The sequence below is a fragment of the Streptomyces griseochromogenes genome (genome assembly GCF_001542625.1).
Lineage (GTDB): Bacteria > Actinomycetota > Actinomycetes > Streptomycetales > Streptomycetaceae > Streptomyces > Streptomyces griseochromogenes.
This window is the reverse complement of sequence record NZ_CP016279.1, coordinates 8,573,579-8,593,704: the sequence shown is the minus strand read 5'-3', so window position 1 is coordinate 8,593,704 and position 20,126 is coordinate 8,573,579. Positions and strand designations below refer to the sequence as shown.

Genomic DNA, 20,126 nt, shown 5'->3' with positions numbered 1-20,126 from the left:
GTGGGCGACCTGTCGGCGAATCGGGCGTCAGCTCCGCCGCAGCAGCCGGGTCGCACCCGCCGCCACCGTCGTCGCCAGGATCCAGCCCAGCATGATCATCGCCGCGGACAGCCACTGCCAGCCGCCACGCAGCTGCCACTGGCCGACCTGGCCCAGGTCGATCACGGGTAACAGGAGATCCAGCGTGAACAGGGCGGGGCTCCAGGACGGATGCCCGCCGGAGTTCACCGGCGGGTGGGCGGCGTGCGAGAACGCGAGCGTGCCCGCCGCCCACAGCACCGCCATCCACACCGCGGCCCGGCCGGGGCGGTAGCCGTAGGCCACCGTCCAGTCCTGGACGTAACCCCAGAACTTGGTGGCCAGCGGCAGCGTCTCGCGGCGCCGGCGCTGCTTGGCGAGCAGCACCTCGCGGGCATCCTCGTCCTCCCCGGCCGCGCGCAGCACGGCGGCCAGCCGCTCGTACGGCTCCGGGTTGTACTCGGCGGTGGCCGCGGTCACCCAGTCCAGCCGCCGGGTCAGCGGGAAGGGGCCCCGCGGGACCAGGTTCTCGTACGTGAAACCGCCCATGTGCAGACTGCCCGGGCCCGGCCAGCTGTCGGCGCGGTCCACCAGGTTGACGATCCGCGCGCCGGACAGCAGCACCTGGCCGCGCTGCGGGCCGTCCCCGAGGAAGCGCAGCTCCGGCGTCTGCACCCGGCGCAGCGACAGCACCTGGTCGTCGGTGAGGACGAACCGGGCCCGCTCCAGGTCGATGGCGTCCCCGAACCGGCCGTCGTCCAGCCGTACCCCGCCCTGGGCCTCGAAGCGCTGGATCCGCGTCCCGCGCGCGGGAGTCGTCCCGCTCAGCAGCGGGCTGCCCACACCGGCCGGGGTCAGATACAGGGTGCGCCCGACGGTCAGCTGCGGCGCGTTCAGGGCGAGCCGCGCGTACGGATTGGCCAGTTTCGCTCCGCGCAGGCTCAGCGAGACCCCGACCTTGGCACTGCGCAGGCTGAACTCGCCGTGCGACTCCAGGAGCTCCGCCTGCAGGTCCTGGCCGACGGTCATGCCGTCCGCGGCGATCGAGCGGCCGCTGCGGTCCCGGTACACGACCGCCTGGTTGAGCAGCAGATCGGTGCCGATGTGCGCGTCGGTCAGCCGCACCCCGTTCTGGAAGCGGCAGCGCGGCAGGTGCAGATCGCCCTCGGTGTGCACCCGGGCCGCCTCCAGGCGCGGCACCGCGCAGTCCACCAGGCGCACGGTCGTGAAGCGGGCCTCGGGCAGCAGGATCTCGTGGTCGAAGCGGCAGCCGCGCATCTCCATGTACGGCATGACCGTGCCGCCCGCCAGGTCCAGCGTGCCGGTGATCCGCACACCGGCCAGCTTCAGCGAGGACACCCGGCCCGCGAGCGCGGGCGGCCCGTCCAGCAGCAGCCAGCAGACGATACGCGCCCGCACGCTCCGCTCGGGCCCCCAGGGGTGCGCTCCGTGCGGATCGTCGACAGCGGCGTCCCCGCTGCTCAGGTCGTACACGCTGCCGTTGCGGAAGGCCTGCCACATGCCCGCCTCGGCAGCGGTCAGGTCGTCCGGCAGGTCCCCGGCGCGCAGGCCGGCCCCCTCGGTCACCGCTCTTCCTTCTTCCCTGCCTACTTGTGGGTCACCTGTGTCGTACACCCGTTCATGCCCGCTGAGTGACGCCCGGAACACTAGACGTGAGGGTGATCTTCCGGCTTCCGGCCAGGTTCTGTATCAGCCATTGATACGCACGGACGGCCGCCGACCCCGGTCTGAGAGAATTGGAACCGTGATCTCCCGAATCGATCTGCGCGGCGACGCCCTTCCCGAGGGCCCCGCCCTGCGCGACCTGCTGCCCCGAGCCGACTTCGACGTTCAGGCCGCCCTGGAGAAGGTGCGCCCGATCTGCGAGGCCGTGCATCATCGGGGCGACGCGGCGCTGATCGACTTCGCCGAGAGGTTCGACGGAGTACGGCTGGAATCCGTCCGTGTCCCGGTCCAGGCGCTCGCAGAAGCGCTCGAGGCCCTCGACCCGGCCGTGCGCGCGGCCCTGGAGGAGTCGATCCGCCGCGCCCGCCTGGTCCACCGCGAGCAGCGCCGCAGCACGCACACCACCCAGGTCGTGCCCGGCGGGTCCGTGACCGAGAAGTGGGTGCCGGTCGAGCGGGTCGGGCTCTACGCGCCCGGCGGCCGCTCGGTCTACCCGTCCTCCGTGATCATGAACGTGGTGCCGGCGCAGGAGGCAGGCGTCGAGTCGATCGCGCTCGCCTCCCCGGCCCAGGCGGAGTTCGCGGGCCTGCCGCACCCGACGATCCTCGCCGCGTGCGCCCTGCTCGGCGTGGACGAGGTCTATGCGGCAGGCGGCGCCACCGCCGTCGCGATGTTCGCCTACGGCACCGAGTCCTGCCCGCCCGCGAACATGGTCACGGGCCCGGGCAACATCTGGGTCGCCGCCGCCAAGCGCTACTTCACCGGCAAGATCGGCATCGACGCCGAGGCCGGCCCCACCGAGATCGCGGTCCTCGCGGACGACACCGCCGACCCGGTGCACGTGGCCTCGGACCTGATCAGCCAGGCCGAGCACGACCCGCTCGCGGCGGCCGTGCTGGTCACCGACTCCGTCGAGCTGGCCGACGCGGTGGCGAAGGAGCTGGAGCCGCAGGTCGCGGCCACCAAGCACGTCGAGGACCGCATCCGCCCGGCCCTCGCGGGCAAGCAGTCCGCGATCGTGCTGGTGGACGGCATCGAGGAAGGTCTCAGGGTGGTCGACGCGTACGGCGCCGAGCACCTGGAGATCCAGACCGCCGACGCCGCCCGGGTCGCCGACCGGGTCAGGAACGCCGGCGCGATCTTCATCGGCCCCTGGGCCCCGGTCTCGCTCGGCGACTACGCGGCCGGGTCCAACCACGTCCTGCCCACGGGCGGCTGTGCCTGCCACTCCTCGGGCCTGTCCGTCCAGTCCTTCCTGCGCGGCATCCACATCGTCGACTACACGAAGGACGCGCTGGCCGAGGTCGCGCACCACGTGGTGACGCTGGCCGAGGCGGAGGACCTGCCCGCGCACGGCGCGGCTGTCAAGGCGAGGTTCGGCTGGAAGGTACCGACGAGCAAGTGAGCTTCGGAATCGACGATCTCCCCGTACGGGACGAGCTGCGCGGCAAGTCCCCCTACGGCGCGCCCCAACTGGACGTCCCCGTACGGCTGAACACGAACGAGAACCCCTACCCGCTGCCCGAGCCGCTCGTCGAGCGCATCGCGGAGCGGGTACGGGAGGCGGCCCGCGACCTGAACCGCTACCCCGACCGGGACGCGGTCCAGCTGCGCGCCGAGCTGGCCAAGTACCTGACGAGGACGGGCAAGTACCCGCTCGGCATCGAGAACGTGTGGGCGGCCAACGGCTCCAACGAGGTCATCCAGCAGCTGCTGCAGACCTTCGGCGGACCGGGCCGCACCGCCATCGGCTTCGAGCCGTCGTACTCGATGCACGCGCTCATCGCGCGCGGCACCGGTACGGCCTGGCTCTCCGGCCCGCGCTCCGAGGACTTCACGATCGACCTCGCCGCGGCCGAGCGGGTCATCGCCGAGCACCGGCCCGACGTCGTCTTCATCACCACCCCCAACAACCCCACCGGCAACGCGGTCCCGCCCGAGACGGTCCTCGCGCTGTACGACGCGGCCCAGGCGGCCGGGCCGTCGATGGTGGTCGTGGACGAGGCCTACATCGAGTTCAGCCACGGCGACTCGCTGCTGCCGCTGCTGGAGGGCCGGCCGTACCTGGTCGTCTCCCGCACCATGTCGAAGGCGTTCGGCGCCGCGGGCCTGCGCCTCGGCTACCTCGCCGCGCACCCGGCGGTCGTGGACGCCGTCCAGCTCGTCCGGCTGCCGTACCACCTCTCGGCCATCACCCAGGCGACCGCCCTGGCCGCCCTGGAGCACACGGACACGCTGCTGAAGTACGTCGAGCAGCTCAAGGCGGAGCGGGACCGGCTGGTCGCCGAGCTGCGCGCGGCGGGCTACGCCGTCGTGGAGTCCGACGCGAACTTCGTACAGTTCGGCCGGTTCGAGAACGCCCACGAGGTCTGGCGGAAGATCCTCGACCGAGGGGTCCTGGTGCGGGACAACGGCGTACCGGGATGGCTGCGGGTGTCCGCCGGAACCCCCGAAGAGAACGACGCGTTCCTCGACGCGGTCCGTGAAGTGAAGAAGGAGCTTGAGGCATGACCCGCGAAGCGCGCGTCGGAAGAGTCGAACGGACCACCAAGGAGACCTCGGTGCTGGTCGAGATCGATCTCGACGGCACCGGGCGGACCGACATCGCCACCGGCGTCGGCTTCTACGACCACATGCTCGACCAGCTCGGCCGGCACGGCCTGTTCGACCTGACCGTGAAGACGGACGGCGATCTGCACATCGACTCCCACCACACCATCGAGGACACCGCCCTCGCGCTCGGCGCCGCCTTCAAGCAGGCGCTCGGCGACAAGGTGGGGATCTACCGCTTCGGCAACTGCACCGTCCCCCTGGACGAGTCCCTCGCCCAGGTCACCGTCGACCTGTCCGGCCGCCCTTACCTCGTGCACACCGAGCCCGAGAACATGGCGCCGATGATCGGCGAGTACGACACGACGATGACCCGGCACATACTCGAGTCCTTCGTCGCCCAGGCGCAGATCGCGCTGCACGTGCACGTGCCCTACGGGCGCAACGCGCACCACATCGTGGAGTGCCAGTTCAAGGCGCTCGCCCGGGCCCTGCGTTACGCCAGCGAGCGCGACCCGCGCGCGGCCGGCATCCTCCCCTCCACGAAGGGCGCGCTGTAAACCCATGAACGGTCTGTCCACGATCCTGATCGTCGTCGGCCTCTTCCTCGTCGGCGGCATCGTCTCCTTCGTCAAGCAGAAGATGCCCACGAGCCTCATCGTGCTGCTCTCCATCGGCGCGGCCATGTGCCTCGTCGCGGGCGTCATGCGGCTGGAGGTGTGGAATTGAGCGCCAAGCGAGTCGTCGTCTTCGACTACGGCTTCGGCAACGTCCGCTCCGCCGAGCGCGCCCTCGCGCGCGTGGGGGCCGACGTCGAGATAACGCGTGACTTCGACAAGGCGATGAACGCCGACGGCCTGCTGGTACCGGGCGTCGGCGCCTTCGCCGCCTGTATGCAGGGGCTGCGCGCGGCCCGCGGTGACTGGGTCGTCGACCGCCGGCTGTCCGGCGGACGCCCGGTGATGGGCATCTGCGTCGGCATGCAGATCCTGTTCGCGCGCGGCATCGAGCACGGAGTGGAGGCCGAGGGCCTGGACGAGTGGCCCGGCACGGTCGAGCCGCTCCAGGCCGACGTCGTGCCCCACATGGGCTGGAACACCGTCGACGCCCCGGCGGACTCGGAGCTGTTCGCGGGCCTCGACGCGGACGCCCGCTTCTACTTCGTGCACTCCTACGCGGTCCACGACTGGACCCTGGAGACCCACAACCCGGTCATGCACCCGCCCAAGGTGACCTGGTCGACGCACGGCAAGCCGTTCGTGGCGGCCGTGGAGAACGACGCCCTGTGGGCCACCCAGTTCCACCCCGAGAAGTCCGGCGACGCCGGCGCCCAGCTCCTCACCAACTGGATCGGAACCCTGTAGACCATGGCCAAGCTCGAACTGCTCCCCGCCGTCGACGTCCGCGACGGCCAGGCCGTCCGCCTCGTGCACGGCGAGTCCGGCACCGAGACGTCCTACGGCTCCCCGCTGGAGGCGGCCCTCGCCTGGCAGCGCTCCGGCGCCGAGTGGCTGCACCTGGTCGACCTGGACGCCGCCTTCGGTACGGGCGACAACCGGGAGCTGATCGCCGAGGTCGCGAAGGCGATGGACATCAAGGTGGAGCTGTCCGGCGGCATCCGCGACGACGACACCCTCGCCGCCGCCCTCGCCACCGGCTGCACCCGGGTGAACCTCGGCACCGCCGCCCTGGAGACCCCCGAGTGGGTCGCCAAGGTCATCGCCGAGCACGGCGACAAGATCGCGGTCGGCCTGGACGTGCGCGGCACCACCCTGCGCGGCCGCGGCTGGACCCGCGACGGCGGCGACCTGTACGAGACGCTGGAGCGCCTCGACAAGGAGGGCTGCGCCCGCTACGTCGTCACCGACATCGCCAAGGACGGCACCCTGCAGGGCCCGAACCTGGAGCTGCTGAAGAACGTCTGCGCGGCGACGGACCGCCCGGTCGTGGCCTCCGGCGGCGTGTCGTCCCTGGATGACCTCCGTGCCATCGCCGAGCTGGTACCCCTCGGTGTCGAGGGCTCCATCGTCGGGAAGGCCCTGTACGCCAAGGCGTTCACCTTGGAAGAGGCCTTGGAGGCTGTGTCGTCATGAGCGATGCCGTGCGGCGCGTGCAGAGCGGGAGTCCCTGGGAGGAGAGCTTCGGGTTCGCCCGCGCCGTAGTGGCGGGTGATCGGGTGCTGGTGGCCGGTACGACGTCCTTCAAGGGCCGAGTGCTGTACGGGGAGGGCGATCCCTACGAACAGGCCAAGGTGGCCTTCACCGGCGCGCTGGAGGCGATCGCCGAGTTCGGGCTCGGCATCGAGTCCGTGATCCGTACGCGGATGTACCTGACCCATGTGCGGGACGTGGATGCCGTGGGCCGGGCCCACAAGGAGATCTTCGACTCCGTGCGCCCGGTGTCGACCCTGCTGGTCGTGGAGGGCTTCGTCGACCCGCGCATCCTGGTCGAAGTAGAGCTAGAGGCATACAGAGGAGCCGTGGATTCATGACCCTGGCGGTCCGAGTCATTCCCTGCCTGGACGTGGACGACGGCCGGGTCGTCAAGGGCGTCAACTTCCAGAACCTGCGCGACGCGGGCGACCCCGTCGAGATGGCCAAGGTGTACGACGCCGAGGGCGCCGACGAGCTGACGTTCCTGGACATCACCGCGTCCTCCGGCAACCGGGAGACGACGTACGACGTGGTGCGCCGCACCGCGGAGCAGGTGTTCATCCCGCTGACGGTCGGCGGCGGCGTCCGCACGGCCGAGGACGTGGACAAGCTGCTGCGGGCCGGCGCCGACAAGGTGGGCGTGAACACCGCCGCGATCGCCCGCCCCGACCTCATCCGCGAGATCGCCGAGCGTTTCGGCCGACAGGTGCTGGTGCTGTCGGTGGACGCGCGCCGGACCGCATCGGGCTCGTTCGAGGTGACGACCCACGGTGGCCGCCGCGGCACCGGCATCGACGCCGTCGAGTGGGCGCACCGGGCCGCCGAGCTCGGCGCGGGCGAGATCCTGCTCAACTCCATGGACGCCGACGGCACCAAGGACGGCTACGACCTGGAGATGATCGCGGCCGTCCGCAAGCACGTCACCGTCCCGGTGATCGCGTCCGGCGGCGCGGGCAGGCTGGCACACTTCCCGCCGGCCGTCGAGGCGGGCGCGGACGCGGTACTGGCGGCCTCCGTGTTCCACTTCGGGGACCTGCGGATCGGCGAGGTGAAGGAGACCCTGCGGGCGGCGGGACACCCTGTGCGGTGACGCTGCGCCGAGCTTCGGCAGACAGGAAAGGCGGCGACGGCCTCGCAACTCGCCGAGCAGGTGGACGAGGCGGTGTCTCTGGTCAGCTATCACCTGCGCAAGCTGGCCGAGCACGGACTGGTGGAGGAGGCCGAGCCGCGCAGCGCGGACGGGCGTGAGCGCTGGTGGCAGCCCTCCTCCGACGGCGTCTCCATCCGCGACGAGGATTTCCAGGACGCTCCGGAAAAGGCGGCGGCGCACCTGGCGGCCTCCCGGATGTTCCTGGAGCAGCGCGCCGAGATGTACCTGGGCTACCTCGGCGAGCGGTCCGACTGGGGACCGGAGTGGAGCGAGGCCGCCCATGACTCCGAGTCGCTGCTCAGGCTGACCGCAGATGAACTGGCCGAGCTGAAGAAGGACTTGCACGACCTGCTCAAGCGCTACGACGAGCAGGGGCGAGCCCGTGAGGCCGCCGGTGAAAAGGAAGGGCGCGAGCACGTCGCGCTGCACGTGTACGGATTCCCGTTCCGCGTCTGAAAGGACCCCCTTCCGTGAGCGCCACGCTCTTACCCCCGGCCACCGCACACGCCCACCGCGACCCCGACATCCTGCGCTGGCTCGCCGCCTACACCTCCTCGATGCTGGGCGACAGCGTCTACTACCTCGCCCTGTCCTGGGCCGCCGTCCAGGCCGGAACGCCCGCTCAGGCCGGTCTGGTGATGTCCGCCGGCGCGCTGCCCAGGGCCGTGCTGATGCTCGGCGGGGGAGTGATCGCCGACCGGTTCGGGCCGCGCCGGGTCGTCATCGGCAGCGATGCCGTGCGCTGTGCGGCCGTCCTCGCCGTGGCCGCCCTGCTGTTCCTCGCCGGCCCCGGGCTGTGGCCGCTCGCCCTGCTGGCGCTGGTCTTCGGCACGGTCGACGCCGTGTTCATGCCGGCCGTGGGCGCCCTCCCGGCCCGCCTCGCCGAGAAGGGCCAGCTCGCTCGGGTCCAGGGCATGCGGGGCTTGGCCATCCGATTCGCCGGCGTGGTCGGCGCCCCGCTCGGCGGACTCGGTGTGGCGGTGGGCGGAGCGTCCGCCGCCTTCGCGCTCGCCGGGCTGCTCATCGCCGTATCGGTGCCGCTGCTGCTCTCCGTGCGCGTACGGGACCTGCCGAAGGACGACACGCCCGGGTCGGCAGGGACCGCCTGGAGCGATCTCGGAGCCGGCCTGCACCACATCCGCCGCCACCACGTCCTCGCCCCGCTGATGCTGGCCATCGCCCTCGGCGACCTCGGCTTCGTCGGCCCCCTCAACGTCGGCCTGACCCTGCTCGCCGACCGGCGCGGCTGGGGCGCCTCCGGCATGGGCTGGGTGCTGGCCGGCTTCGGCGCCGGCGCGGCGGCCGCCTCGCTGCTGCTGGCGGTCCGGGGACGGGTGCCGCGCGCCGGACTGGTCACCGGGTGCGCGTGCACCACGGGCGCCGTGGCCATAGGCGCCCTCGCCTACGTCCCGAGCCTCGTCGGGGCCGTCGCAGTGGCCCTGCTCATCGGGCTGCTCGCGGGGCTCAGCGGCGCGCTGTGCGGGGCACTGCTGCAGACCCAGTCCGACCCCGCCTTCCTGGGCCGCGTCACCGCCGTCTCCAGCCTGGTCAGCCTCGGCCTCGCCCCGCTGAGCATGCCCGTGGCCGCCGCCGCGACCGGGGCCTTCGGCCTCGGCCCGGTGTACGTGGTCAGCGCGGTCGTCTGCGGCCTCGGCGGGCTCGTTGCCCTCGCTGTCCCGGGCCTGCGCCGGGCCGAGCTGCCCCGCTGAACTCAGCCGTGGGACGGCTGGGCCAGCTGGATCAGATTGCCGACCGTGTCGTCGAGCACGGCGGCGATCACCGGCCCCTGGTCCTGCGGCTCGTGCGCGAAGCGCACACCGAGGCCGCGCAGCCGCTCGTACTCCGCCTGGATGTCGTCCACCGAGAAGACGATGCACGGGATCCCCGCCTCGTACAGGGCCCGGCGGTACGGCTCCGCGATGGGCCCGTCACCCGGCTCCAGCAGCAGCTGCAGGTCCGGCTGGGCCCCGCCGGGCGCGCCGACCGTGATGAACAGTGTGCCGCCGCCCAGGTCCAGATGGGTGCGGGTCTCGAAGCCGAGGACGTCCGTGTAGAAGGCGTGTGCCTTCGCCACGTCGTCGACGTACACACCGGTCATCCCGACCTTGATCATGGCCGGCCTCTCAGATGCCCAGCTGCCTGGACTCGTGCAGCTTGGCGATCGCGTTCTCGTCGCCGTCCAGCTCGACCTTCGCCGCGCTCTGCCGGCCGAAGGCGAACATCAGCAGCTCCGACGGCTCGCCCGTCGCCGTCACCACCGGCGCGCCCCGGTGGGCGACGGCCGTCTGGCCGTCCGGGCGCCTGAGGACCAGGCCCGTCGGCACGCCCCGGCCCAGCAGGCGGGCGGTGCGCTCCAGACGGGACCACAGGGCCTCCTGGAAGACGGGGTCGAGCTCCCGGGGCGTCCAGTCCTGCTGGGCGCGGCGGACGTCCTCCGCGTGGACGTAGAACTCCACGGTGTTGGCCGCCTCGTCGATCTGCTTGAGCTGGAAGGGCGAGAAGCGCGGCGGGCCGGTACGGATCAGCTGGATCAGCTCCTCGTACGGCTTCGCGGCGTACTCGCTCATCACCTTCTCCAGACGCGGCGCGAGCGGCTTGATCAGCGTGCCCCCGGCGGCGTCCGGACGGCGCTCGCGCACCACCACATGCGCGGCGAGGTCCCGCGTCCGCCAACCCTCGCAGAGGGTCGGGGCGTCCGGACCGGCGGTCTCCAAGAGGTCGGCGAACAGAAGCCGTTCACGCTGGGCGAAGGTCGACATGAGATCAGCGTACGACCACACGGTGCGTCCGCGAAGTGGACACGGACCGTCACCGTCAGTGGGTCGCGGCACAATGGCACTCATGACCAGCTCGCCCCCGCCCGCCCGTCACCCGACCACCGCCCCGCGTCGAGGCGCTTCGCGTGACGGTTCTGCCTCCGGCCGCCTCGACCCGGAGATCGCCGCGCGCCTCAGGCGCAGTGCCGACGGCCTCCTGCCCGCCATCGCCCAGCAGTACGACACCGGTGAGGTGCTGATGCTCGGCTGGATGGACGACGAGGCGCTGCACCGCACGCTCACCACGGGCCGCTGCACGTACTGGTCGCGCAGCCGCCAGGAGTACTGGGTCAAGGGCGACACGTCGGGCCACTTCCAGTGGGTGAAGTCGGTCGCCCTGGACTGCGACGCCGACACCGTGCTGGTCAAGGTCGACCAGGTCGGCGCCGCCTGCCACACCGGTGACCGCACCTGCTTCGACGCCGACGTGCTCCTCAAGGACGCCGATTCCGGCCGGCCCGCATCCGGTCAGTAAGGTCAGCCGCCATGGACCTCGAGACCTTCCGCAAGCTCGCCACCGACCGGCGTGTCATCCCGGTCACGCGCAAGCTCCTCGCCGACGGCGACACCCCGGTCGCGCTCTATCGCAAGCTCGCCGCCGAGCGCACCGGCACCTTCCTGCTGGAGTCCGCGGAGAACGGCCGCTCCTGGTCCCGCTACTCCTTCGTGGGCGTGCGCTCGGCGGCCACGCTGACCACCCGCGACGGCGAGGCCCACTGGCTCGGCACCCCACCCGTCGGCGTCCCCGTGGACGGGGACCCGCTCGCGGCCCTGCGCGCCACCCTCCTGACCCTGCACACCCCGCATCAGGAGGGCATGCCGCCCTTCACCGGCGGCATGGTCGGCTACCTCGGCTACGACATCGTCCGGCGCCTGGAGAAGATCGGCCCCGGCGATCGCGACGACCTGAAGCTGCCCGAGCTGACCATGCTCCTCACCAGCGACCTCGCCGTCATGGACCACTGGGAGGGCTCGGTCCTGCTGATCGCCAACGCGATCAACCACAACGACCTCGACACCGGCGTGGACGAGGCCTACGCGGACGCCGTGGCCCGCCTGGACGCCATGGAGGCCGACCTCTCCCGCCCGGTCGCCCAGCCCCCGGCCGTCCTGCCGCCCTCCGAGCTGCCCGAGTACACCGCCCTGTGGGGCGGCCCCGACTTCCAGGCGGCCGTCGAGGACGTCAAGGAGCGCATCCGCGCGGGCGAGGCCTTCCAGGTCGTGCCGTCCCAGCGCTTCGAGACCCCGTGCACGGCGAGCGCGCTGGACGTGTACCGGGTCCTCAGGGCGACCAACCCGTCGCCGTACATGTACCTGTTCCGGTTCCCCCACGGGGAAGGAGACGCGTTCGACGTCGTCGGCTCGTCCCCCGAGGCCCTGGTGAAGGTCGAGGACGGGCAGGCGATGGTCCACCCCATCGCCGGCACCCGGCACCGCGGCGCCACCCCGCAGGAGGACCAGGCCCTCGCCGAGGAGCTGCTCGCCGACCCCAAGGAGCGCGCCGAGCACCTGATGCTGGTCGACCTCGGCCGCAACGACCTCGGACGGGTGTGCGAGCCCGGCTCGGTGGAGGTCGTGGACTTCATGTCCGTCGAGCGCTACTCGCACGTCATGCACATCGTCTCGACCGTCACCGGCACGGTCGCGGACGGCCGTACCGCCTTCGACGTGCTGACCGCGTGCTTCCCGGCGGGCACTCTCTCCGGCGCCCCCAAGCCCCGCGCGATGCAGATCATCGACGAGCTCGAACCCTCCCGGCGAGGCCTGTACGGCGGCTGCGTCGGCTACCTCGACTTCGCCGGCGACTCCGACACCGCCATCGCCATCCGCACGGCCCTGCTCCGGGGCGGCACGGCCTACGTCCAGGCCGGCGCGGGCATCGTCGCCGACTCCGACCCGGTCGCCGAGGACCAGGAGTGCCGCAACAAGGCCGCGGCGGTGCTGCGCGCGGTGCACACGGCCAACCGCCTTACGAAGGCCTGAGCGGCCCGAGTTGAACCCCGGGTGACGGTTCGCCCGGGGTTCAGGCGATAGTGGAGTACGTGACTGCCGTACCTCACCCCCCATCCGAAGCCGCCGCACCCGTCCGGTCCGGCCGGCGGAGCCTCGCCGTGGCCCTGCTGTGCGGTGCGCTCGGCGCGGCCGTGACGCTGCTCGCGACCCGGCAGCGCTGGGCGGACGGCACCGCCACGGTGGCCGGCGGCGCGCTCCCGCTGACCGCCAAGGGAAGCGACGTCACGGGTGTCCCCGCGGCCCTCGCCATAGTGGGTCTCGCCGCGCTCGTCGCCGTCTTCGCCGTCCGCAGGGCCGGCCGCCTCGTCGTCGCGGGCCTGCTCGCGCTCTCCGGCGCGGGCATCGTCGTCGCCGCGCTCGCCGGGGCCCGCGACGGCTCCGCGCTGGACGAGAAGGCGGCGCAGGCCACCGGCGACACCTCGGCGACCGTCACCGCCCTCACCCATACCGGCTGGCCCTACGTCGCGGCCGCCGGCGGCGCCCTGATCCTGCTCGCCGGGCTGCTCGCCCTGCGCTACGGCCGCCTGTGGCCCGCCATGTCCGGCCGCTACGAGCGCGGGGCCGACCGCCCCCGGCGCAAGGCCCGCCCGGTGGACCCCGAGCGCCCCGAGGAGATCTGGAAGGCCCTGGACCGGGGCGAGGATCCGACCGGCGTCTGAGCCGCACCGCGGACGCCGCCGCGGGCCGCCGGATGTGGCGAACCAGACTCCACCCCCGCGTCCGGCACGCGTAGGCGTACGGGACAATGGGCGGTGAGCGTCGGCTCGGACAGTGACGGGCGGGCTCGCAACCGTACGAAACGTACGACTCGAAACGTACGGCTCGAACTACGACACGTACACAGCAACGAGGAGCAAGTCATGGCGGGCAGCAGCCACGGTCACACCCCGGCCGCCTGGACCGGCGTCACCATCGCCTTCATCGGTTTCTGCGTCGCGGGCGCCTTCATGGTGATGGCCCAGCCGGTCGGCTTCTGGGCCGGCATGGCGATCGTGGTCCTCGGTGGCGTCGTGGGCGCCGCCATGCGCGCCATGGGCCTCGGCCAGCCGAAGCAGCAGCCGCTCGTCGTCGCGCACGCGGCCCCCGCCGCGACCCGCGAGCCGGCCGCCGCCGAGGGCTGAGCCCCACCGCTTCCCACGAGGGGCGACCCGCGGCCGAAGAGGCCGCGGGTCGCCCCTCGCGCGCGTTCGCGCGAGCCCCGAGGCACAATGCCAGCGTGAACGCCGACAGCCGCACGGCCCCGATCCCGGCCCCGCAGACCGTCCCGCACCCGGTCCCGCCCGCCTCCGCGTGGCGGCGGCTGGCTGTCCCGGGCGGACTGCTCGCCGCCGTCGCCGGGGCCTTCGCGTACGTCGGCACCGTCGATCCCAACCAGCCCGGCCACTACCCGGTGTGCCCGCTGTACCGGCTCACCGGCCTGTACTGCCCCGGCTGCGGCGGACTGCGCAGCGCGCACGCCTTCATCCACGGAGACTTCCTCGCCGCCCTGCGGGACAACGCGGCGGGCGTGGCCGCCTACCTGGGCTTCGCCGTGCTGTGGACCGTCTGGGTGGTCCGCGCGGTGCGTGGCCTGCCGGTGCGCTTCGAGCTGTCTTCGGCGCAGGTGCGGGTCGTCGTCGCGCTGCTCCTGGTCTTCACCGTGGTCCGGAACCTGCCGGTCGGCGGCTGGCTGCATCCATGATCGTCCGGCGGACGGTCCAGGTTGTGGGACCGAAATGGATCGGATGCAGGGCCTTCGTGCACCTGCGGATACCATCGCAGTGACCAAGGGTTTTCAAAACCCGAAGGAACAACCGTCTGAAAGGGGGCCGCTCGCGTGAGTGTGCTCGACGAGATCATCGACGGAGTCCGTGCCGACCTCGCGGAGCGGCAGGCACGCGTCAGCCTCGACGAGCTCAAGGAGCGTGCGGCGAAGGCTCCTGCCGCCAAGGACGGGGTGGCCGCACTCAAGGGCGACGGCGTCAAGGTGATCTGCGAGGTCAAGCGCTCCAGCCCCTCCAAGGGCGCGCTGGCCGCGATCGCCGACCCTGCCGGGCTCGCCGCGGACTACGAGGCGGGCGGCGCTGCCGTCATCTCCGTGCTCACCGAACAGCGCCGCTTCGGCGGCTCGCTGGCGGACCTGGAGGCCGTCCGTGCGCGCGTGGACATCCCGGTGCTGCGCAAGGACTTCATTGTCACGTCGTACCAGCTCTGGGAGGCCCGGGCCTACGGCGCGGACCTCGCCCTGCTGATCGTCGCCGCCCTGGAGCAGCCGGCCCTGGAGTCGCTGATCGAGCGTGCGGTGTCCATCGGACTCACCCCGCTCGTCGAGGTGCACGACGAGGACGAGGTCGAGCGGGCCGTGGACGCGGGTGCCCGGATCATCGGCGTCAACGCGCGCAACCTGAAGACGCTGGAGGTCGACCGGGGGACGTTCGAGCGGATCGCACCGGAGATTCCCGAGGGCATCGTGAAGGTCGCGGAGTCCGGCGTACGCGGACCGCACGACCTCATCGCCTACGCGAACGCCGGCGCGGACGCGGTCCTGGTCGGCGAGTCCCTCGTCACCGGGCGTGACCCGAAGGCCGCCGTCTCCGACCTGGTCGCGGCGGGCGAGCATCCCGCGCTGCGGCACGGGCGGGGCTGATCTCCCGCTAGGCTGGCCCCGATGATGCTTCCGATCACCCCGGCGACACGGGACCCGTATGCCCGCCTCGCCCGTGGCTGCCGGCCCCGTGGCTGCCGTGCCCCCGCGCGACGGGTGCACGGGCGGCGGGTCCGCTATGTGATCGGCGACGAGCCCGGCCAAGTGAACGGCATGCGATGGCGCGGTGTCGCGTGCGCGAGCTGAGCCGACGTTCCACCGCGAACGCCGCTTGACCCGTGCCCCTGCTGCCCGGACCACTCGGGGGCTCCGCCCCCCGAACCCCGAGGACCTTTGCCCACCCACCACCCGCCTCGGCCGACCGGAAAGCGACCCAACGGGCTCCCGCCTCGACCGGCTGACGAACGGCCCGATGGGCTTGCGCCCCGCTCGACTGAGGAGCGGCCCGACAGGTTCGTGATTCGGCTGGTCGAGGGCCGGTCCGCCGGGCTCCCGCCTCGGCCGGTCGAGGAGCAGCCGACGGACTGTGGCCCGGCTGGTCGAGGAGCGGCCTGACGGGCTCCTGACCCGGTTGGCTGGAGAGCGGCCCGACAGGTTCGTGATTCGGTCGTTTGAGGGGCAGGCCGATGGGCTGTGGCCCGGCCGGTCGAGGAGCGGCCTGACGGGCTTCCGACTCGGTCGGCTGATGAATGGCCCGATGGGCTTGTGATTCGGTCGGCTGGAGAGCGGCCCGATGGGGTTGTGATTCGGTCGGTCGAGGGGCGGTCCAGTTCGATGGGCTGTGACTCGGCCGGTTGAGGAGTGGCCCGCCGGGCTCCTGGCCCGGTCGGTCGAATGCGGCCCCCAGGGCTCGTGATTCGGTCGGCTGGGGAGTGGCCCACCAGGGCCGCGGCTCGGTCGGGTGAGGAGCGGTTCGGTCGGTCCGTCGTTCGGTCGGTTTGCGGGGCAGTCCTCAGGGTCTTGCTCGCCCCTGCCGACAGTGAGGGCGGGCGGGTGGGAAAGCGCCCTCGGAGCAGCGCACGCGTACCCGTACCCCAAGTCCAGCTACCCGGGGCCGACGCCCCTGCGAGGTATCCGCATGCCCAGCCAGTTCTTCATCCCTGACCCCACCGGCCAGGTGCCCAGCGCCGAGGGCTACTTCGGCGCGTTCGGCGGAAAGTTCATCCCGGAGGCCCTCGTCGCCGCCGTGGACGAGGTCGCCGTCGAGTACGACAAGGCGAAGGCCGACCCCGAGTTCGCCCGTGAACTCGACGACCTGCTCATGAACTACACCGGCCGCCCCAGCGCCCTCACCGAGGTGCCGAGGTTCGCCGAACACGCCGGCGGCGCCCGCGTCTTCCTCAAGCGGGAGGACCTCAACCACACCGGCTCCCACAAGATCAACAACGTCCTCGGCCAGGCCCTGCTCACCAAGCGCATGGGCAAGACCCGGGTCATCGCGGAGACCGGCGCCGGCCAGCACGGCGTAGCGACCGCCACCGCCTGTGCCCTGTTCGGCCTCGACTGCACCATCTACATGGGCGAGATCGACACCCGGCGCCAGGCCCTCAACGTGGCTCGCATGCGCATGCTCGGCGCCGAGGTCGTCGCCGTGAAGTCCGGCAGCCGTACGCTCAAGGACGCCATCAACGAGGCGTTCCGGGACTGGGTGGCGAACGTCGACCACACCCACTACCTGTTCGGTACGGTCGCCGGCCCGCACCCCTTCCCGGCCATGGTCCGCGACTTCCACCGCGTCATCGGCGTCGAGGCGCGTCGGCAGCTCCTGGAGCGCGCCGGGCGGCTTCCCGACGCCGCCGTCGCCTGCGTGGGCGGCGGCTCCAACGCCATCGGCCTCTTCCACGCCTTCATCCCCGACGAGGGCGTCCGGCTCATCGGATGCGAGCCCGCCGGGCACGGCATCGAGACCGGCGAGCACGCGGCGACCCTGACCGCGGGCGAGCCCGGCATCCTGCACGGCTCCCGCTCCTACGTCCTGCAGGACGAGGAGGGCCAGATCACCGAGCCGTACTCCATCTCGGCCGGTCTGGACTACCCGGGCATCGGGCCCGAGCACTCTTACCTCAAGGACACCGGCCGCGGCGAGTACCGCGCGGTCACCGACGACGCCGCCATGCAGGCCCTGCGCCTGCTGTCGCGCACCGAGGGCATCATCCCGGCCATCGAGAGCGCCCACGCCCTCGCCGGTGCCCTGGAGGTCGGCAAGGAGCTGGGCAAGGACGGGCTGATCGTGATCAACCTGTCCGGCCGCGGCGACAAGGACATGGACACCGCGGCGCGCTACTTCGGCCTCTACGACACCGACGCCGAGGTGGCCGCCAACGAAGCCGACACCGCCGAGATCGAGGGGGACGCCAAGTGAGCGGCGCTGCATTTGTCGGCGGAAAGAGCCGGCTGTTGACCGACACCCTCGCCGGTGCGAAGGCCGAGGGCCGCGCCGCCCTCATCGCCTACCTCCCGGCCGGGTTCCCGACCGTGGACGGCGGCATCGAGGCGATCAAGGCCGCCCTGGACGGCGGCGCCGACGTCGTCGAGGTCGGGCTGCCGCACAGCGACCCCGTCCTCGACGGTCCGGTCATCCAGACCGCCGACGACATCGCCCTGCGGGGCGGTGTGAAGATCGCCGACGTCATGCGCACGGTCCGCGAGGCCCACGCGGCCACCGGCAAGCCGGTGCTCGTCATGACGTACTGGAACCCCATCGACCGCTACGGCGTCGAGCGCTTCACCACCGAGCTGGCCGAGGCGGGCGGCGCGGGCTGCATCCTGCCCGACCTGCCGGTCCAGGAGTCGGCGCTGTGGCGGGAGCACGCCGACAAGCACGGTCTGGCGACCGTCTTCGTCGTCGCGCCCAGCAGCAAGGACGAGCGGCTCGGCCAGATCACCGCGGCGGGCAGCGGCTTCGTCTACGCGGCCTCGCTGATGGGTGTCACCGGCACCCGCGAGTCCGTCGGTACGCAGGCCCAGGACCTGGTCGAGCGCACCCGCGCCACCGGCACACCGCTGCCCGTGTGCGTCGGGCTCGGCGTCTCCAACGCGGCCCAGGCCGCCGAGGTCGCCGGATTCGCCGACGGCGTCATCGTCGGTTCGGCGTTCGTGAAGCGGATGCTGGACGCCCCGGACCACGCCGCGGGCCTCGAAGCGGTCCGTACGCTCGCCGGTGAGCTGGCGCAGGGTGTGCGCGGACAGGCGTGACCGTCCGTAATTATCCGTTCGTCATGCGCATCAGTCCGTAACGGAATGTGTCGGTCACTCGAACGGGTGGACCTCAGGCCGGGGAGGCGCGCTGCGCCTCCCCGGTTCGTTCTGGGGGTGTGAGCGAGAAGAACCGTGACGGAAAGCGCGCCGCCCGGGAGCGGCTGGCGGTCGAGCGCGAGAAGCAGAAGGCCGCGGACAAGCGACGGCGCACGCTGATCGTGGGCGCGAGCATCGTCTGCGTCCTCGGCCTCGCAGCGGTGGTCGGCGTGATCGCCGCGAACGCGGGCAAGGAGAAGGGGAGCAGCGCGGGGCCCGTCGTGGCGCCCTCCGGCGCCCAGGGCAAGGACAGCCTCGCGATCCCGGTCGGCAAGGACGGCGCCAAGTCGACGCTCACGGTCTGGGAGGACTTCCGCTGCCCGGCCTGCCAGGCCTTCGAGACGAGGTACCGGCCGACGCTCCACGAGTTGGTGGACTCGGGCAAGGTCAGAATCGAGTACCACCTGGTCCGGCTGATCGACGGCAACCTCGGCGGCACCGGTTCCCTGCGCGCGGCCAACGCCGCGGCCTGCGCCCAGGACGCCGGAAAGTTCCGTGACTTCCACGACGTGCTGTACGCGAACCAGCCTGAGGAGACCGACGACGCCTTCGCGGGCAACGACAAGCTGATCCAGCTGGCCGGCAAGGTGAAGGGCCTGGACACCCCCGCGTTCCGCAAGTGCGTCGAGGACGGCACCCACGACAGCTGGGTGAACAAGTCCCACAAGGCCATGCAGGCCGCCAAGCTCTCCAGCACGCCGACCGTCCTGCTGGACGGGAAGAACATCTACCAGGACCCGACGCTGACGCCGGACAAGCTGAAGCAGATGGTGGAGCAGGCGCACCAGGGGTAAGTGATTCTCATGTCCCCGTTATGGACCCGTTGCCGGGCTGCTTGCCGCCCTCCCGGCCCGGCACGGTAGCGTCGACCTTGCCATGAACCTTGCCTACATTCCCAGCCCGTCGCACGGGGTGCTCTACCTCGGGCCCATTCCGTTGCGCGGTTACGCCTTCTGCATCATCATCGGCGTCTTCGTCGCCGTCTGGCTCGGCAACAAGCGCTGGATCGCCCGGGGCGGGCGGACCGGCACGGTCGCCGACATCGCGGTCTGGGCCGTCCCCTTCGGTCTCGTCGGCGGCCGGCTCTACCACGTGATCACGGACTACGAGCTGTACTTCAGCGAGGGCCGTGACTGGGTGGACGCCTTCAAGGTGTGGGAGGGCGGCCTGGGCATCTGGGGCGCGATCGCCCTGGGCGCGCTCGGCGCGTGGATCGGCGCGCGGCGCCGGGGCATCCCGATGCCCGCGTACGCCGACGCCGTGGCTCCCGGCATCGCCTTCGCGCAGGCCATCGGCCGCTGGGGCAACTGGTTCAACCAGGAGCTGTACGGGCGCGAGACGCATGTGCCCTGGGCGCTGCACATCACCTCCTCCGAGGGCGGCCGGGTGCCGGGCTACTACCACCCGACCTTCCTGTACGAGTCGCTGTGGTGCCTCGGCGTCGGATTCCTCGTCCTCTGGGCCGACCGCCGCTTCAAGCTGGGTCACGGCCGGGCGTTCGCCCTGTACGTCGCCGCGTACTGCGTGGGCCGCGGCTGGATCGAGTACATGCGCGTCGACGACGCCCACCACATCCTGGGCCTCCGCCTCAACGACTGGACCGCGCTGATCGTGTTCCTGCTGGCGGTGACGTACATCGTGGTGTCGTCGAAGAAGCGGCCGGGCCGGGAAGCGGTCGTCGAACCGCTCGGGGCCGCCGAGGCGCCCGCCGCGGAGAGCGAGCCCGAGTCGCAGGACTCCGGCACCTCGGAGGTCGAGTCGGGCGAGTCGGAAGAGGCGCCGAAGGAGTCGGACGCGTCACCGAAGGACGAGGCGGAGTCCGCGCCGAAGAAGAGCTGAGCCGCGCGGCCGTACGACGCCGA

Annotated in this window: 23 protein-coding genes and 1 pseudogene; 21 read left to right on the top strand and 3 right to left on the bottom strand. The window is 71.9% G+C overall.

The annotated features are described in order from the left end of the window. Window positions 1-27: 27 nt before the first annotated feature. Entirely contained in the window at window positions 28-1,605 is a 1,578-nt protein-coding gene (locus AVL59_RS37280) for an oxidoreductase (RefSeq protein ID WP_067313496.1), read from the bottom strand. Between the two features lie 178 nt (window positions 1,606-1,783). Between AVL59_RS37280 and hisD the strand changes: the two genes are divergently transcribed. From hisD to AVL59_RS37235, 10 genes and pseudogenes are all read left to right on the top strand, one after another. Then, entirely contained in the window at window positions 1,784-3,109 is a 1,326-nt protein-coding gene (gene hisD, locus AVL59_RS37275) for a histidinol dehydrogenase (protein WP_067313495.1), read from the top strand. Beyond that, window positions 3,106-4,215 carry a histidinol-phosphate transaminase gene (locus AVL59_RS37270; protein ID WP_067313493.1) on the top strand — a complete coding sequence of 370 codons (1,110 nt, stop codon included), beginning with the start codon at window positions 3,106-3,108 and terminating at the stop codon, window positions 4,213-4,215. The genes hisD and AVL59_RS37270 overlap by 4 nt, the downstream gene beginning before the upstream one ends. Then, window positions 4,212-4,814, top strand: coding sequence for an imidazoleglycerol-phosphate dehydratase HisB (gene hisB / locus AVL59_RS37265; protein WP_067313491.1), 603 nt, complete (start codon window positions 4,212-4,214; stop codon window positions 4,812-4,814). Before AVL59_RS37270 ends, hisB begins: the two co-directional genes overlap by 4 nt. Window positions 4,815-4,818: 4 nt before the next feature. Next, complete coding sequence (locus AVL59_RS53355; protein WP_167549311.1) at window positions 4,819-4,983, top strand: hypothetical protein; 165 nt, start codon at window positions 4,819-4,821, stop codon at window positions 4,981-4,983. Further along, on the top strand, window positions 4,974-5,618 hold the full coding sequence (hisH, locus tag AVL59_RS37260; protein ID WP_067313489.1) for an imidazole glycerol phosphate synthase subunit HisH: 645 nt from the start codon (window positions 4,974-4,976) through the stop codon (window positions 5,616-5,618). The genes AVL59_RS53355 and hisH overlap by 10 nt, the downstream gene beginning before the upstream one ends. Before the next feature lie 3 nt (window positions 5,619-5,621). Further along, on the top strand, window positions 5,622-6,347 hold the full coding sequence (gene priA / locus AVL59_RS37255) for a bifunctional 1-(5-phosphoribosyl)-5-((5-phosphoribosylamino)methylideneamino)imidazole-4-carboxamide isomerase/phosphoribosylanthranilate isomerase PriA (RefSeq protein ID WP_067313487.1): 726 nt from the start codon (window positions 5,622-5,624) through the stop codon (window positions 6,345-6,347). Next, on the top strand, window positions 6,344-6,745 hold the full coding sequence (locus AVL59_RS37250; protein ID WP_067313486.1) for a RidA family protein: 402 nt from the start codon (window positions 6,344-6,346) through the stop codon (window positions 6,743-6,745). The genes priA and AVL59_RS37250 overlap by 4 nt, the downstream gene beginning before the upstream one ends. Further along, complete coding sequence (hisF, locus tag AVL59_RS37245; RefSeq protein WP_067313484.1) at window positions 6,742-7,497, top strand: imidazole glycerol phosphate synthase subunit HisF; 756 nt, start codon at window positions 6,742-6,744, stop codon at window positions 7,495-7,497. Before AVL59_RS37250 ends, hisF begins: the two co-directional genes overlap by 4 nt. A 24-nt stretch (window positions 7,498-7,521) precedes the next feature. After that, window positions 7,522-8,013, top strand: a pseudogene (locus AVL59_RS37240) (helix-turn-helix domain-containing protein); the annotation flags it as partial. 14 nt (window positions 8,014-8,027) lie between these two features. After that, window positions 8,028-9,266, top strand: a complete 1,239-nt coding sequence (locus AVL59_RS37235; protein ID WP_067313480.1) for an MFS transporter — start codon at window positions 8,028-8,030, stop codon at window positions 9,264-9,266. A gap of 2 nt (window positions 9,267-9,268) precedes the next feature. Here the strand turns inward: AVL59_RS37235 and AVL59_RS37230 are convergent, their stop codons facing one another. Both AVL59_RS37230 and AVL59_RS37225 read right to left on the bottom strand, forming a co-directional pair. Further along, window positions 9,269-9,670: a glyoxalase/bleomycin resistance/extradiol dioxygenase family protein gene (locus tag AVL59_RS37230; protein ID WP_067313479.1), complete on the bottom strand. Its 402-nt coding sequence runs from the start codon at window positions 9,668-9,670 to the stop codon at window positions 9,269-9,271. A gap of 10 nt (window positions 9,671-9,680) precedes the next feature. Next, window positions 9,681-10,316: a TIGR03085 family metal-binding protein gene (locus AVL59_RS37225; RefSeq protein WP_067313477.1), complete on the bottom strand. Its 636-nt coding sequence runs from the start codon at window positions 10,314-10,316 to the stop codon at window positions 9,681-9,683. 82 nt (window positions 10,317-10,398) lie between these two features. On the opposite strand from AVL59_RS37225, the gene hisI reads away from it, so the two are divergent. The 11 genes from hisI (at window position 10,399) to lgt (ending at window position 20,103) form a co-directional block, all read left to right on the top strand. Continuing rightward, window positions 10,399-10,848 (top strand): phosphoribosyl-AMP cyclohydrolase, encoded by a 450-nt coding sequence (hisI, locus tag AVL59_RS37220; protein WP_237281781.1) that lies wholly within the window; start codon window positions 10,399-10,401, stop codon window positions 10,846-10,848. Between the two features lie 11 nt (window positions 10,849-10,859). Further along, window positions 10,860-12,356, top strand: coding sequence for an anthranilate synthase component I (locus AVL59_RS37215; RefSeq protein ID WP_067313475.1), 1,497 nt, complete (start codon window positions 10,860-10,862; stop codon window positions 12,354-12,356). A gap of 50 nt (window positions 12,357-12,406) precedes the next feature. After that, window positions 12,407-13,045, top strand: coding sequence for a TIGR02234 family membrane protein (locus AVL59_RS37210; RefSeq protein WP_067313473.1), 639 nt, complete (start codon window positions 12,407-12,409; stop codon window positions 13,043-13,045). A 201-nt stretch (window positions 13,046-13,246) separates the two neighbouring features. Continuing rightward, window positions 13,247-13,507, top strand: a complete 261-nt coding sequence (locus AVL59_RS37205) for an HGxxPAAW family protein (RefSeq protein ID WP_067313471.1) — start codon at window positions 13,247-13,249, stop codon at window positions 13,505-13,507. A gap of 95 nt (window positions 13,508-13,602) precedes the next feature. Next, complete coding sequence (locus AVL59_RS37200; RefSeq protein WP_372450352.1) at window positions 13,603-14,067, top strand: DUF2752 domain-containing protein; 465 nt, start codon at window positions 13,603-13,605, stop codon at window positions 14,065-14,067. 135 nt (window positions 14,068-14,202) lie between these two features. After that, a complete protein-coding gene (trpC, locus tag AVL59_RS37195) occupies window positions 14,203-15,012 on the top strand; it encodes an indole-3-glycerol phosphate synthase TrpC (RefSeq protein WP_067313470.1) in 810 nt (269 codons plus the stop codon). Between the two features lie 21 nt (window positions 15,013-15,033). After that, a complete protein-coding gene (gene trpM, locus AVL59_RS56770) occupies window positions 15,034-15,216 on the top strand; it encodes a tryptophan biosynthesis modulator TrpM (protein WP_079147177.1) in 183 nt (60 codons plus the stop codon). Between the two features lie 832 nt (window positions 15,217-16,048). Next, window positions 16,049-17,332: a tryptophan synthase subunit beta gene (gene trpB, locus AVL59_RS37185; protein ID WP_067313466.1), complete on the top strand. Its 1,284-nt coding sequence runs from the start codon at window positions 16,049-16,051 to the stop codon at window positions 17,330-17,332. Next, window positions 17,329-18,165, top strand: coding sequence for a tryptophan synthase subunit alpha (trpA, locus tag AVL59_RS37180; RefSeq protein ID WP_067313465.1), 837 nt, complete (start codon window positions 17,329-17,331; stop codon window positions 18,163-18,165). Before trpB ends, trpA begins: the two co-directional genes overlap by 4 nt. Window positions 18,166-18,284: 119 nt before the next feature. Next, entirely contained in the window at window positions 18,285-19,058 is a 774-nt protein-coding gene (locus AVL59_RS37175; RefSeq protein ID WP_067313463.1) for a DsbA family protein, read from the top strand. Between the two features lie 82 nt (window positions 19,059-19,140). After that, the gene (gene lgt, locus AVL59_RS37170; protein ID WP_067313461.1) at window positions 19,141-20,103 is read left to right on the top strand and encodes a prolipoprotein diacylglyceryl transferase; all 963 of its coding nucleotides are present in this window, start codon (window positions 19,141-19,143) and stop codon (window positions 20,101-20,103) included. Window positions 20,104-20,126 lie beyond the last annotated feature (23 nt).